15 protein-coding genes are annotated in these 13,996 nt (G+C 65.5%); 11 read left to right on the top strand and 4 right to left on the bottom strand.

From position 1 onward, the window contains the following. Positions 1–16 precede the first annotated feature (16 nt). Positions 17–1,063, bottom strand: a complete 1,047-nt coding sequence (locus tag AC1ZV1_RS10590; RefSeq protein WP_484296665.1) for an alpha/beta hydrolase — start codon at positions 1,061–1,063, stop codon at positions 17–19. Positions 1,064–1,185: 122 nt separating this feature from the next. Here AC1ZV1_RS10590 and aroC point away from each other — a divergent pair, with 122 nt between their 5' ends. The 6 genes from aroC (at position 1,186) to AC1ZV1_RS10620 (ending at position 5,810) form a co-directional block, all read left to right on the top strand. Further along, positions 1,186–2,277 carry a chorismate synthase gene (gene aroC / locus AC1ZV1_RS10595; RefSeq protein ID WP_484296666.1) on the top strand — a complete coding sequence of 364 codons (1,092 nt, stop codon included), beginning with the start codon at positions 1,186–1,188 and terminating at the stop codon, positions 2,275–2,277. 55 nt (positions 2,278–2,332) lie between these two features. Beyond that, positions 2,333–3,493, top strand: coding sequence for an MFS transporter (locus AC1ZV1_RS10600; RefSeq protein WP_484296667.1), 1,161 nt, complete (start codon positions 2,333–2,335; stop codon positions 3,491–3,493). Continuing rightward, complete coding sequence (locus AC1ZV1_RS10605) at positions 3,477–4,103, top strand: methylthioribulose 1-phosphate dehydratase (protein WP_484296668.1); 627 nt, start codon at positions 3,477–3,479, stop codon at positions 4,101–4,103. The genes AC1ZV1_RS10600 and AC1ZV1_RS10605 overlap by 17 nt, the downstream gene beginning before the upstream one ends. Before the next feature lie 47 nt (positions 4,104–4,150). Continuing rightward, the gene (locus AC1ZV1_RS10610; protein WP_296285942.1) at positions 4,151–4,696 is read left to right on the top strand and encodes a 1,2-dihydroxy-3-keto-5-methylthiopentene dioxygenase; all 546 of its coding nucleotides are present in this window, start codon (positions 4,151–4,153) and stop codon (positions 4,694–4,696) included. 152 nt (positions 4,697–4,848) lie between these two features. After that, positions 4,849–5,532, top strand: coding sequence for an acireductone synthase (gene mtnC / locus AC1ZV1_RS10615; protein WP_484296669.1), 684 nt, complete (start codon positions 4,849–4,851; stop codon positions 5,530–5,532). 86 nt (positions 5,533–5,618) lie between these two features. Further along, complete coding sequence (locus tag AC1ZV1_RS10620) at positions 5,619–5,810, top strand: PLDc N-terminal domain-containing protein (protein WP_484296670.1); 192 nt, start codon at positions 5,619–5,621, stop codon at positions 5,808–5,810. 531 nt (positions 5,811–6,341) lie between these two features. Here AC1ZV1_RS10620 and AC1ZV1_RS10625 read toward each other — a convergent pair. Further along, on the bottom strand, positions 6,342–6,869 hold the full coding sequence (locus AC1ZV1_RS10625; protein WP_484296671.1) for a dihydrofolate reductase family protein: 528 nt from the start codon (positions 6,867–6,869) through the stop codon (positions 6,342–6,344). A gap of 67 nt (positions 6,870–6,936) precedes the next feature. On the opposite strand from AC1ZV1_RS10625, the gene AC1ZV1_RS10630 reads away from it, so the two are divergent. Continuing rightward, positions 6,937–7,515 carry a TetR/AcrR family transcriptional regulator gene (locus AC1ZV1_RS10630; RefSeq protein ID WP_484296672.1) on the top strand — a complete coding sequence of 193 codons (579 nt, stop codon included), beginning with the start codon at positions 6,937–6,939 and terminating at the stop codon, positions 7,513–7,515. Positions 7,516–7,539: 24 nt separating this feature from the next. Further along, the gene (locus tag AC1ZV1_RS10635) at positions 7,540–8,073 is read left to right on the top strand and encodes a methylated-DNA--[protein]-cysteine S-methyltransferase (protein ID WP_484296673.1); all 534 of its coding nucleotides are present in this window, start codon (positions 7,540–7,542) and stop codon (positions 8,071–8,073) included. Here AC1ZV1_RS10635 and AC1ZV1_RS10640 read toward each other — a convergent pair. Further along, positions 8,070–8,588: a methylated-DNA--[protein]-cysteine S-methyltransferase gene (locus AC1ZV1_RS10640; protein ID WP_484296674.1), complete on the bottom strand. Its 519-nt coding sequence runs from the start codon at positions 8,586–8,588 to the stop codon at positions 8,070–8,072. The genes AC1ZV1_RS10635 and AC1ZV1_RS10640 overlap by 4 nt on opposite strands. A 2-nt stretch (positions 8,589–8,590) precedes the next feature. Beyond that, positions 8,591–9,502: a DNA-3-methyladenine glycosylase family protein gene (locus tag AC1ZV1_RS10645; RefSeq protein WP_484296675.1), complete on the bottom strand. Its 912-nt coding sequence runs from the start codon at positions 9,500–9,502 to the stop codon at positions 8,591–8,593. A gap of 195 nt (positions 9,503–9,697) precedes the next feature. Here AC1ZV1_RS10645 and speE point away from each other — a divergent pair, with 195 nt between their 5' ends. The 3 genes from speE (at position 9,698) to AC1ZV1_RS10660 (ending at position 13,983) form a co-directional block, all read left to right on the top strand. Continuing rightward, positions 9,698–10,558 carry a polyamine aminopropyltransferase gene (gene speE / locus AC1ZV1_RS10650; RefSeq protein WP_484296676.1) on the top strand — a complete coding sequence of 287 codons (861 nt, stop codon included), beginning with the start codon at positions 9,698–9,700 and terminating at the stop codon, positions 10,556–10,558. Between the two features lie 321 nt (positions 10,559–10,879). Beyond that, positions 10,880–12,955, top strand: a complete 2,076-nt coding sequence (locus AC1ZV1_RS10655; protein WP_484296677.1) for an LTA synthase family protein — start codon at positions 10,880–10,882, stop codon at positions 12,953–12,955. A gap of 242 nt (positions 12,956–13,197) precedes the next feature. Continuing rightward, a complete protein-coding gene (locus AC1ZV1_RS10660; RefSeq protein ID WP_484296678.1) occupies positions 13,198–13,983 on the top strand; it encodes a sulfite exporter TauE/SafE family protein in 786 nt (261 codons plus the stop codon). The last annotated feature ends 13 nt before the right edge of the window (positions 13,984–13,996 follow it).

A 13,996-nucleotide genomic window follows, 5' to 3' on the forward strand; every position in this document is an offset into this window, starting at 1 on the left:
AGGGCTCTCCCGTGGTTTATCGACGCACCGGCGGATTTCTTGAGACGTTCGCTCCAGATGCGTCGCCATTTTCGGCAAGCGTACCGCCGGGCAGCGTCTGTACCTGCCGGATGAACGTCGTGATGCGCTCCACCAGCTCGCGCGCCAGCGGCAGATTGGGGTTGTTATAGGAGGCGAGCTGTTGCGGACCGCTGGTCGGAACGATGCGCAGGATGTGGTTCATCCCCGAGATCAGGTGGAAGTCGCTGTCGGGTTTGGCGCGCTTGAGCGCCTGCGCATCCTCGACGCCGACCTGGATATCGTTGGTGCCCTGCAGGATCTGAGTCGGGAGCTTCAGCTGGGCGAAGGCGCGGGCCGGGTCCTGGCGGAACAGCGAGATCAGGTAGGGCTGCACGCTGGGGCGGAACAGCACCTTCAGCGGCTCCGGCACGTTTGGCTGCAATGTCCCTGCCTGCAGGCCATCGATCAACTGGTCGGCCTGGGCCAGCAGGGGCGGTGGCAGGCGGCCCTGCAACTGCTCGCGCAGCACGTCGCCGATCGGGCGGGCGCTGCCGGCCAGCGACACCAGGGCCTCGGCATGGGTTTTCGGTGCGGCGAGGCTGGCAATCAGCGCGCCTTCGCTGTGGCCGACGAGAATCTGCCGGCCGAAGCGCGGGTCGTGGGCCAGCTTGTCGCTCCAGGCCACCACGTCGCTGACATAGGCCTCGACGCTGAGTGCTTCCTCGCGTGGCGCGGCGGGCAGGCTGCGAGCGACGCCGCGCTTGTCGTAGCGCACGCTGGCGATGCCATTCTCCGCCAGCGTTTCGGCCAGTTTGCGCAAGTAGGCGTTCTGCCCGCCCTCGGGGTTGTTGCCGTCGCGGTCAGTGGGGCCGGAGCCGGCGATCAGCAGGGCTACCGGCGGTGGGTTCTGCGGTTGGGAGGGCGGAGTCTGTGGTAGCAGCATCGTGCCGCGCAGCACGCCGTGGCCGGTGTCGAGGTCATAGGGCCGCTGCAGGATGCTGGTGGGGGCGGCCTGGGCGAGGGACGAAATGAACAGGAGGCAGAACAGGGCGAGACGGCGCATCGATGACTTCACGATGGGGCTGATGGCGCTTTGATCCTCGCGGGCCGCGAAGGTTCGCAGGGCGGATTGACGCAGGTATACTGCTCGGCCTTTTCGATACCAGTCTTTTCGCGGAGCCTCGCATGTCCGGCAACACCTACGGCAAGCTGTTCACCGTCACCACCGCTGGCGAAAGCCACGGCCCGGCGCTGGTCGCCATCGTCGACGGCTGCCCGCCCGGCCTTGAGATTTCCCTGGAAGACCTGCAGCGCGACCTGGACCGCCGCAAGCCCGGCACCAGCCGCCACACCACCCAGCGCCAGGAAGCCGACGAGGTGGAAATCCTCTCCGGCGTGTTCGAGGGCAAGACCACCGGCACCCCGATCGGCCTGCTGATCCGCAATACCGACCAGAAGTCCAAGGACTACTCGGCGATCAAGGACCTGTTCCGCCCGGCCCACGCCGATTACACCTACCACCACAAGTACGGTGTCCGCGACTACCGCGGTGGCGGCCGCTCCTCGGCGCGCGAGACCGCCATGCGTGTGGCCGCCGGCGCCATCGCCAAGAAGGTCCTGGCAGGCATGGGCATCAGCGTGCGCGGCTACATGAGCCAGCTTGGTCCGATCGAAATCCCCTTCAAGACCTGGGACAGCGTCGAAGACAACGCCTTCTTCAGCCCCGACCCGGACAAGGTGCCGGAGCTGGAGGCCTACATGGACCAGCTGCGCCGTGACCAGGACTCGGTCGGCGCGAAGATCACCGTCGTCGCCGAAGGCGTACCGCCGGGCCTGGGCGAGCCGATCTTCGATCGCCTGGACGCGGAACTGGCCCATGCGCTGATGAGCGTCAACGCGGTGAAGGGCGTGGAAATCGGCGCAGGTTTCGCCAGTGTCGCCCAGCGCGGCACCGAGCACCGTGACGAGCTGACTCCGGAAGGCTTCCTGTCGAACAACGCTGGCGGCATCCTCGGCGGCATTTCCTCCGGCCAGCCGATCGTTGCCCACCTGGCGCTCAAGCCGACCTCCAGCATCACCACCCCCGGCCGCTCCATCGATGTCGACGGCAACCCGGTGGACGTGATCACCAAAGGTCGCCACGATCCGTGCGTGGGCATCCGTGCTACTCCCATCGCCGAGGCCATGATGGCCATCGTGCTGCTCGACCACCTGCTGCGTCATCGCGCGCAGAATGCCGATGTGAAGGTCGGCACCCCGGTGCTCGGCCAGCTGTGACCGACGTGAGCCGTCCGCGAGCCGCCCGGTTCGCGGCAGGCTCGTCGCGCCACCGATGACGCAGGTTCCGTACTGGCGGCTGTCCAGTTTCTACTTCTTCTACTTCTGCCTGCTGGGCGGGACGGCGCCGTTCCTCGCGCTGTATTTCCATCACCTGGGTTTTTCCAGCGCGCGGATTGGCGAGCTGGTTGCCATCCCCATGCTGATGCGCTGCGTGGCGCCGAATCTGTGGGGCTGGCTGGGCGACCGCAGCGGCCAGCGGCTGGCCATCGTGCGCTTCGGCGCGGTGTGCACGGCGCTGTGCTTCGCCGGCATCTTCCTCGGCCACAGCTATGCGTGGCTAGCGCTGATCATGGCCGGACATGCGTTCTTCTGGCACGCCGTGCTGCCGCAGTTCGAGGTGATCACCCTGGCGCACCTGCGCGAGCGCACCGAGCGCTACAGTCGCATTCGCCTGTGGGGCTCGATCGGCTTCATCTGCACCGTGGTCGGCCTGGGCTGGCTGTTCGAGTTCGCCAGCCTGGATGCCTATCCGCTGGCACTGCTGACGATCATGCTCGGCATCGTCGGCGCCAGTTGGTGGGTGCCGAATGCCCAGCCGCTGGCGCGGCAGGACGAAGCCGGCGCCGGTGGTTTCCTCGCGCAACTGCTCAGGCCCGGCGTGCTCGCCTTCTACCTGTGCGTCTGCCTGATGCAGCTGTCCCATGGCCCGTACTACACCTTCCTGACCTTGCACTTGGAAGCGCTCGGCTACGCCCGCGGGCTGATCGGCCAGCTCTGGGCGCTGGGCGTGGTGGCCGAGGTATTGCTGTTCCTGGTGATGCCGCGCCTGCTCAAGCGTTTTTCCCTACGCCAGGTGCTGGTCGCCAGCTTCCTGCTGGCGGCCCTGCGCTGGCTGTTGCTGGGCACCCTGGCCGGACATCTGCCGGTACTGCTGTTCGCCCAGTTGCTGCATGCGGCGACCTTCGGCAGCTTCCACGCCGCCGCGATTCATTTCGTCCAGCGCAGCTTCCAGGCGCGCCAGCAGGGGCAGGGCCAGGCCCTCTACGCCGCGCTTGCCGGCACTGGCGGGGCGCTCGGCGCACTTTACTCTGGCTACAGCTGGGGTAGCCTTGGCCCGGCCTGGACCTTCGCCATTGCCAGCGTCGCTGCGCTGGCCGCCGCCTTCATCATCTGGACCCGTCTGAACGAGGACCCGCATGAACGACATCCGTGAGCAACTGACCCAGCAGATCATCGAGGCTGGTCGTTTCCTCTATGGCCGCGGCTGGTCGCCGGCCACCAGCAGCAACTACTCGGCGCGCCTGGCGGCCGATCGCGCGCTGCTCACCGTCTCGGGCAAGCACAAGGGCCAGCTCGGCGAGGACGACGTGCTGGAAACCGACCTGGCCGGCAACAGCCTGGAGCCGGGCAAGAAGCCTTCGGCGGAAACCCTGCTGCACACCCAGCTGTACGCCTGGCGCGCGGAGATCGGCGCCGTGCTGCACACCCACTCGGTCAATGCCACCGTGCTCTCGCGCCTGACCGCCGGCGACCGCCTGGCGCTGGAAGACTACGAGTTGCAGAAGGCCTTCAGCGGCGTCACCACCCACGAAGGCCGGGTTACCGTGCCGATCTTCGACAACGACCAGGACATCGCCCGCCTGGCGGCCAAGGTGCAGCCCTGGCTCGATGCGCATCCGGACTGCCCCGGTTACCTGATCCGCGGCCACGGCCTGTACACTTGGGGCCCACGCATGGCCGATGCCCTGCGCCAGATCGAAGCTTTCGAATTCCTCTTCGAATGCGAACTGAAAGTACTGAGCCTTCGCGGCGGCACGCGCTGAGCGAATCCGGCCCGCTTTTGCGGAAATAGCCCAGAAGGATAACGACCATGAGCAGCCTGACCGTCTACCACGAATCCAATCCCGAGCAGCCGCTGAAGCTGCTGACCCACGCCGAGGACATCGCTTCCACCCTGGGTGAGCTGGGCGTGCGCTTCCAGCGCTGGGCGGCCAACGCCCCCATCGTGCCGGGCGCCAGCCAGGAAGCGGTGATCGCCGCCTACCAGCACGAGATTCGCCGCCTGCAGGAAGAGGAGGGCTATGTCACTGTCGACGTGGTCAGCCTGACTGCCGACCACCCGCAGAAGGACGAGTTGCGCGCCAAGTTCCTCGACGAACACCGCCACGGCGAGGACGAAGTGCGCTTCTTCGTCGCCGGCCGCGGGCTGTTCACCCTGCACATCGAGGATCATGTCTACGCCGTGCAGTGCGAGAAGAACGACCTGATCTCGGTACCTGCCGGCACCCGCCACTGGTTCGACATGGGCGAGCGCCCGCATTTCGTCGCCATCCGCCTGTTCAACAACGCTGAAGGCTGGGTCGCGAAGTTCACCGGCGACGAGATCGCCAAGCGCTTTCCGTTGCTGGAAGACTGATTCCCCCGCCTGGCGTTGCCGGGCCTTCTTTGCTTTTCGTAGGAGCGGGCTTGCTCGCGAACGAACCCCGCTGCGGCATCCGTTCGTGCGTAAGCCCGCTCCTACATGGACACACCGTCCGCTTGTCGCAGCGGCGGGCTTTTGGAGTTCCCATGCCCATCAAAGCCATACTCACCGATATCGAAGGCACCACCAGCGCGGTCAGCTTCGTCTTCGACGTACTCTTCCCCTATGCCGCCGCGCACCTGCCGGACTACGTGCGTGAGCACGCCGCCGAGCCCGCCGTGGCCGAGCAACTGGCTGCCGTGCGCGCCGACAGCGGCGATATGAGTGCCGACACCGAGCGTTGCATCGACATCCTTCTTGGTTGGATCGCCGAAGATCGCAAGGCCACGCCGCTCAAGACCTTGCAGGGCATGGTCTGGGAGCAGGGCTATCGTGCCGGCCAGCTCAAGGGCCACGTTTATCCGGACGCCGTCGACGCGCTGCGCCACTGGCATGCCGAGGGCTACAGGCTGTACGTCTATTCCTCTGGCTCGATCCAGGCGCAGAAGTTGATCTTCGGCTGCTCCGAGGCGGGCGACCTGTCGCCGCTGTTCTCCGGCTACTTCGATACCACCAGCGGGCCCAAGCGCGAGGCGGCGTCCTACCAGCGCATCGCCGCCGCCATCGGCCTGCCGGGCGAGGAAATCCTCTTCCTCTCCGACGTGGTGCAGGAACTGGATGCTGCACAGCAGGCCGGCCTGCAGACCATCGGTCTGGCCCGCGAGGGCGGCGTGCTGGAAGGCCACGACACGGTCGCCAGCTTTGCGGTGATCGACCCGGCGCGGGCCTGAGCCCCACCGTTGGCTTCACGCCCGTGTCGTTGCGGTATGGGCGGCTATGCTGATCAGGCCGACAATCTCATAGAGGGATCTTCCATATGGGCTCGACCCTGAGTGGCCTGATCAGCCTGATCATCTTTGCCCTGGATATCTGGGCGATCATCAACGTGGTGAAAAGCAACGCCGAGATGTCACTGAAGATCATCTGGATCCTGGTGATCGTCATCCTGCCGGTGCTGGGCCTGATCATCTGGGCGGTGGCCGGGCCGCGGGGGAATGTGAGGGTCTAGCGCTCTCTCCAGGGCCGGGGCCCTGCTTGCGGTCAGCCGGTAGGGCCGGCGGCTGCATCGGCTCCGGCGGTTCAAGTCTGTTGCTTCGGATTGGGTGTTACTGCGCCGCGTCGGCGTACGCGGATGTATTGGGTTTCGCCCCCTCGGGCGACCTACTTTGCCAAACGACGCAAAGTAGGCAAAGGTCTTGCCCCGGACATCCGGTTTTTCGCCCAGGCGAAAAATACCCTCGTTGAATCGAAGTTTCAGGGGCACGCGTTGACGGGCCATACCTGGCCCGACAACGTTCTCGCGACATCCATGTCGCTTAACCCCTGAAACTCCAATTCAACGAGGCCTCCTGAACGGGGCGTTCGGAGTGTGCGGGTATTTCTCTGGAAGCCTTCAGAGCCAGAGCTAGAGCCAGAGCCGGGGTCAAGGTGCTCTTCGTAGGAGCGAACTTGCTCGCGAACCGCACGGCACGGTCTTCCCCGTACGAGCGGACCTTGTCCGCGAAACCCCACCATCAGCTCCAAAATACCCGGCTGATCGTCAATCAAACCGATAATGCATCCGCACACACCCCGGCTCGATGACCTTGGCCGACAACAGCGTCGGTGACGCCCGCAAACCGCTGGGCGGGAACAGCGGATAGCCGCCACCGATGATTTCCGGCATCACATAGATTTCCAGCTCATCCAGCGCCCCACGCTCCAGGAAGGCCATCTGCAACTGGCCGCCGCCAAGCATCCACGCATCGCCATCGTCCAGCGCGCGCAGTTCCGTGATCAGCGCATCCACATCGCTGCGGGTCTCCAACTCTCCTTTCGGGTTCTCGAGGGGACGGGAGGTCACCACCAGTACGCGCTGCTCGCCGTACGGCCAGGGGCCGGGGGCGGCTGCGAGGAAGTCGTAGGTCGCGCGGCCCATGACCACCGTGCGGATGCGCTGGAGGAACAGGCCGTAGTCGTGTTCGCCCAGTTGCAGCTGGTCATGCTTGAACAGCCAGTCCAGCCCGTGCTGCGGGGTGGCGATGAAGCCGTCGAGGCTGCTGGCGATGTAGCCGAGAATCCTGGCCATGTGGGGTCTCCTTGGGTAAGCTTTGCGTCAATATATAAATGAATGTTCATTTATAAAAGAGGGTGGAATGGCTCGAACCAAGACGGTGAGTGACGAGGCGATACTCGATGCCGCGATGGCATTGATGATGCGCGAAGGGCCGGAGGCGGTGACCTTCGCCGCCGTGGGGCGCGAGGTCGGGCTGTCCGCCGCGACGCTGGTGCAACGCTACGCGACCAAGGCAGAGTTCCTGCGTGCCGCGCTGCTACGCGCCTGGGACCAGCTGGACGAGCAGACCGCACGGCTCGACGAGAGCGCCGAGCTGAGCCCGGAGGGTGCGGTGCGGATGCTGGTGGCGATGTTCCCGGTGGGCGAGGGCGAGACGGATTACGCCGAAGGACTGTTGATCCTCCGCGAGGACATGCGCGACCCCTTGTTGCGTGAGCGCGGCGCGCGCTGGGGCGCTGCGCTGGCGGCCGCGCTGGGCCGGCGGCTGAGCGACGATCCGCAACGGCAGCCAGTGCTTGGTCGACTGATGGCCAGCCAGTGGCAGGGGGCGCAGTTGTGGTGGGCCTTCGAGCGCCCGGGCGATGCGGCGAGTGCCATCGGTGGCGAGCTGCGGCGCTGGTGCGAGGTCGTGCTGAAGGCGGAAAGGGTTGTGGGATAGGGCGCAGGGATAGAGACTCGGCCGATGCAGTACTGCCTGATCGAAACAGACCTCGGCTGGTTCGGGCTCGCCTGGAGCCCGCAGGGAATCACGCGCGCCTATCTGCCGGGCGACTCGGTGCACAGCGTGCGCGAGCGCTTCGACAAGCTCGCCAGCGAAACCGCGCACTGGCCGACGTTCATCGATGAGGCGCGCCAGCTGATCCTGGGGTATGCGCGGGGCGAGGCGGTGTCCTTCGACAATCTGCCGCTGGACCTGTCGGCAGTGAGCGATTTCCACCGCCGTGTCTACGACGACATTCTCCAGCTGGGGCGTGGTGAAACCACGACCTACGGCGAGATCGCCCGGCGCCTGGGTGATGTCGGTTTGTCCCGCGCGGTGGGACAAGCGATGGGCAGCAACCCGATCCCGCTGATCATCCCGTGCCACCGCGTGCTCGCCAGTGGTGGCAAGACCGGCGGCTTCTCCGCACCGGGCGGCAGTACCTCGAAGATGCGCATGCTGGCGCTGGAAGGCTTCGAAGACCCACAGGCCGCGCAGACTTCCTTCGATTTCTAGGCGGGGGTTCTAGGCCGGATGCTTCCTTGGGGCAGTCTGTCAGACTGTTCCAGCGCGCCTTCCAGACGCAGCAGCAGTTCCTTGCGCGGCAGACCGCCGGCGTAGCCGGTGAGGTTGCCGTTGCTGCCGATCACCCGATGGCAGGGAACGATGATGCTGATCGGGTTGGCACCGTTGGCCGTGCCTACCGCGCGGATCGCCTTGGGCCGGCCGATGCGCCGCGCGAGTTCCGCATAGACGGTGGTGTAGCCGTAGGGAATGTCCAGCAGTGCCTGCCAGACCTGACGCTGGAACTCGGTGCCGCCGGTATTGAGGCGCACGTCGAAACGCTGGCGCTTGCCGGCGAAGTACTCGTCCAGTTGCCGTGCCACGCCGTCGAGCATCGGACTGCCCTGTTGCCAGTCCGGCTCGGGGTAGTGGCGGGTTTCCAGGTCCATGTAGAGCATTCGCAGGCCGCCCTCGTCGCCGGCGAGCAGCAGGCGACCGGTGGGGCTGTCGTGGTAGCGGTAGTGCATGGTCATCCTCCGGTGCGGCCCGCCTGGGAGTAAGCGTGCCATAGATAGACGGCGGCATAGGCGCGCCACGGCCGCCAGGCCTCGGCGCGGCGTTGCAGCTCGCGCGCGGTAATGCCTTCGGCGCCCCAGACCGGCGACTTGAGCAGGCCCAGGTCGGCGGCGGGGAAGGCGTCGGGATCGCCGAAGGCACGCAGGGCGACGTACTCGGCGGTCCAGGGGCCGATGCCGGGGAGGGCGCAGAGGCGCTTCACCAGGTCCTCGGCGCCACCGTCCACATGCAGCTCCAGCGCGCCGCTGGCGCAGGCGGCGGAGAAGCGCTGCAGGGTTTCCACGCGCTTGCCGGGCATGCCGATGCCGGCGAGGTCGGCTTCGGCCAGGGATTCGGGCGTCGGGAACAACCGTGTCGGCTCGCCTTGGATCTCTCCGCCTCTCGGCAAGGCTTCACCCAGGCGCTGCACCAGTCGCCCGACGATGGTCACGGCGGCCTTCACCGTGACCTGCTGGCCGACAATGGCGCGCACCGCCTGCTCGAATGGGTCGAACGCGGTGGGCAGGCGCAGGCCGGGGGCTTGCAGCAGGAGCGGACCGAGTACGGCATCGTTGCCCAGGTGTTCCGCGATCTGCGCGGGGTTGCTGTCCAGGTCGAACATCTTGCGCACCCGTGCCGTCAGCACCTCGGCGTGACGGGCCGCCACGTACAGTTCCAACTGCAGTTCGGCGGTGTCGTCCAGCGGCGTGATGCTGAACCAGCCACTGTCTGCGCCCAGCCGCACGCTGCGGGCGTAGCGCCGGGGCGACAGACATTCGACGCCGGCCAGGCTGCGCAGGGCGAAGTGGTCGTGGAATTGCTGCCAATCCCACGGAGCGTGGTAGGGCAGGCGGACGATCCGGGGTGCAGGGGCTGTGCTGTTCATGCGGCGACCTTACCTGTTGCGCGCGGGGCTGTCCTCCCGCCCCTGACTTTCAAACTGGCGCGGGTGGGTTCTTTTGAGCGACGGCACCGACAGGCAGGGTTCGACCTGTCATCTTCCGGCACGTAGAATGCGCGCCTCTTTCGGGGCGGCCCGGCCGTCCCCTCCTACTGTCTTGTCCCGACGGGAGACCACCGCATGCACGATTACCAGGAAACCCTCTACGACGGCTATGGCCAGCGTTTCAGCGTCGACAGGATGCTCCACGAGGTGCGCACCGAGCACCAGCACCTGGTGATCTTCGAGAATGCCCGTATGGGCCGGGTAATGGCGCTGGACGGGGTGATCCAGACCACCGAGGCCGACGAGTTCATCTACCACGAGATGCTCACCCACGTGCCGATCCTCGCCCATGGCAACGCCAAGCGCGTGCTGATCATCGGCGGCGGCGACGGTGGCATGCTGCGCGAGGTATCCAAGCATGCGAGCGTCGAGCACATCACCATGGTCGAGATCGATGGCACCGTGGTCGACATGTGCAAGGAGTTCCTGCCCAACCATTCCCAGGGCGCGTTCGACGATGCGCGGCTGAACCTGGTGATCGACGATGGCATGCGTTTCGTCGCCACGACCCCCGAGACGTTCGACGTGATCATCTCCGACTCCACCGATCCGATCGGTCCGGGTGAAGTGCTGTTCTCGGAGAACTTCTACCAGGCCTGCCACCGCTGTCTGAACGCGGGTGGCGTGCTGGTGACCCAGAACGGCACGCCGTTCATGCAACTGGACACCGTGCGCAACACGGCTGGTCGGATGAACGGCCTGTTCGCCGACTGGCACTTCTACCAGGCAGCCGTGCCGACCTACATCGGCGGCTCGATGACCTTCGCCTGGGGTTCGACCAATCCGGCGCTACGCCAGGTCGACAGTGCCACCCTGGCCCAGCGCTTCGCTGCCAGCGGCATCCAGACCCGCTACTACAACCCGGCGATCCACCAGGGCGCCTTTGCCCTGCCGCAGTATGTGCTGCAGGCCATCGGCAAGCCGGCCAACGACTGATCCACGGCCGCCCGCCGCGCTGATCGCGTGGCGGGCTTCGCACAATGCCCGTGGTTTCCCGCGCGCCGGGACATTTTCTTCACATGCCGTCCGGCAACATAACCGCCGTCAGGCGGTCTCATCCGGGCTGGTTCGTGTTCGCATCATCTCGATACGAATCCACGGCCAGACTGTGTGTCCGCTTACGGCGCGCACAATAGAATGCGATGCCGCCGCTTTTGCGGTGTAATGCCGCAGCTTTTTGCGCTCGCACGGGCAATCCTTTCGCCCGGCCATGGCGACGCGCCTTCGAACCCTGAACGTTCACAACGGAACCTAGAAATGGGCCAATCAGAAGTCCTGACCAACCGCCAGACCGGTGCGAGCCTCACGCGGCCGACCGTGTCCAGCCACCTGGCGTTCACCGCGCTCAGCGTCGTCACGCTGATGGTGATGTACTCCCTGCTGCGCCTTGCGCTGTTCATCTACAACCGCGAGCTGATCGGCGCCACGCCGGCCTCCACCTTCGTCGAAGCCTTCCTCACCGGCATGCGTTTCGACATCCGCGCGGTGGTCTACATCGTCGCTCCCCTGGTGTTCGCTGTGGTCAGCGTGCGTGCCATGGGCTGGCGCTGGCTGTGGAAGGCCTGGCTGACCATCGCCGCGAGCATCACGCTGTTCCTCGGCGTGCTGGAGATGGACTTCTACCGCGAATTCCACCAGCGCCTGAACAGCCTGGTGTTCCAGTACATGTCCGAAGACCCGAAGACGGTCATGAGCATGATCTGGTACGGCTATCCGGTGGTCCGCTACCTGCTGGCCTGGGCGATCGCCACCTGGCTGCTGTACATGCTGTTCCGTGGCATCGACCGCGCCACCCGCCCGGCTGCCAGCGGTCCGTCTGCCGCTGCCTGGTATATCCGCGTCGCCGTGCTGCTGGTGCTGATCGTGCTGTGCGTCGTCGCTGCCCGTGGCACCCTGCGCCAGGGCCCGCCGCTGCGCTGGGGCGATGCCTTCACCACTGACTCGCAGTTCGCCAACCAGCTCGGCCTGAACGGCACCCTGAGCCTGATCAAGGCCGCCGAGAGCCGCTTCTCCGAAGAGCGCGACAACATCTGGAAATCGACCCTGCCGCAGGACCAGGCGCTGGCCACCGTGCGCAAGATGCTGGTGATGCCGGACGACAAGCTGGTCGACGTCGATGACGCTCCGGTCCGCCGCGACTACACGCCGCCGGCCGATGGCACCCTGCCGGTGAAGAACGTCGTGGTGATCCTGATGGAAAGCTTCGCCGGTCATTACGTCGGCGCGCTGGGTGCTCCCGGCAACATCACCCCGTACTTCGACAAGCTGTCGAAGGAAGGTCTGCTGTTCACCCAGTACTTCTCCAACGGCACCCACACCCACCAGGGCATGTTCGCCACCATGGCGTGCTTCCCCAACCTGCCGGGCTTCGAGTACCTGATGCAGACGCCCGAGGGTGGCCACAAGTTCTCCGGCCTGCCGCAGCTGCTGTCGGCGCGCAAGTTCGAGGACGTGTACGTCTACAACGGCGACTTCGCCTGGGACAACCAGTCCGGCTTCTTCGCCAATCAGGGCATGACCACGTTCATCGGCCGCAATGACTTCGTCAACCCGGTGTTCTCCGACCCGACCTGGGGCGTGTCCGACCAGGACATGTTCGCCCGTGGCAACGAGGAACTGGACAAGCTGCACGCCACCGGCAAGCCGTTCTATGCGCTGTTGCAGACCCTCTCCAACCACGTGCCCTACGCGCTGCCCAAGGAGCTGCCGGTGCAGCCGGTGACCGGCTACGGCAGCCTGGATGAGCACCTGACCGCGATGCGCTACTCGGACTGGTCCCTGGGTCAGTTCTTCGAGAAGGCCAAGAAGTCGCCGTACTACAAGGACACCATTTTCGTGGTTGTCGGCGACCACGGCTTCGGTACCCCGGAGCAGCTGACCGAGATGGACCTGTTCCGCTTCAACGTACCGCTGCTGGTCATCGCACCCGGTATCCAGGACAAGTACGGCGCCACCCGCGACACCGTTGGCACTCAGATCGACATTGTGCCGACCATCATGGGCCGTCTGGGCGGCGAGGCTCGCCATCAGTGCTGGGGTCGCGACCTACTGAACCTGCCCGAGGGCGACAAGGGCTTCGGCATGATCAAGCCGTCGGGCAGTGGCCAGGACGTGGCGCTGGTGTACGGCAACCGTATCCTGATCAAGCCCAAGGAAGGCGACATCCGTGTCTATGACTACAAGCTGGGCAAGGACTTCAGTGCGACTCGCGTCGAGAACACGCCCGAGCAGTCGGAGATGAAGACCCGTCTGGAGTCCTTCATCCAGACCGCCACCCAGGCCCTGCTGGACAACAAGACCGGTGTGGTCGACGGCAAGCCTGACGTGAAGTGATCGAGTGGTAAGTGAAAGGGGCCTTCGGGCCCCTTTTGCATTTCTGCACGCCGCGCGCGAGCACCCGGTAGCAGGCTCGTGAAAGGCCCGTCCCAGAGGCTGCGGGCGCAGAGCGAGCGACCGTTCCACTCGCAAAATCAAGTTATAAAGTAAGACCACATCGATCTAATGGATTATAAGAAAAGTCGTTATCCTGCCGCCCACACCACGAGGTGATCAGTTTCGCCAGTCAGGACGCGTAGATGGATGTTGGCAGTATCGGTTTCGTAGTCGCGGGTCTTGTCGTTGGCTTTATCGTTGGAATGACGGGTGTCGGCGGCGGTTCGCTGATGACGCCGATTCTCCTCTGGTTCGGTATCAACCCCGCCGCCGCAGTAGGCACCGACCTGCTCTATGCCGCCATCACCAAGTCCGGCGGCGTTCTGGTTCATCGCAAGAACGACAACATCGATTGGCGCATCACCGGCTGGCTGGCCCTGGGCAGCGTTCCGGCGGCGGCGCTGACGCTGTGGTTCCTGCACAGCCTGCACACCGATACCGCGGCCATGAATGCCGTGATCAAGAACGCCCTGGGCGTCGTGCTGCTGCTCACCGCGCTGGCCGTGCTGTTCAAGAAGCAGGTGCTGGCGTTCGCCCAGCGCCATGCCGGCGACAGCTTCCACTTCAGCGGCTCGAAGCTGAACACGCTGACCGTGATCACCGGCGCCATCCTTGGCGCGATGGTAGCGCTGACGTCCATTGGCGCTGGCGCACTGGGCACCGTGGCGCTGTTCATCCTCTATCCCTTCCTCGCGACCCGCCGTCTTGTCGGCACCGAGATCGCCCACGCCGTGCCCCTGACCCTGGTCGCCGGCCTCGGCCACGCCAGCATGGGCAACATGGACTGGGGCCTGCTGGGCTACCTGTTGGTCGGCTCGCTGCCGGGTATCTATGTCGGCAGTCACCTGGCCGGGCGTATTCCCGACGGTATCCTGCGACCCTGCCTGGCCGTGATGCTGGCCATGATCGGTTACAAGCTGGTCTTCTAAGCCCTCTCGGCGC

The organism is Pseudomonas sp. BB438, from assembly GCF_057180225.1.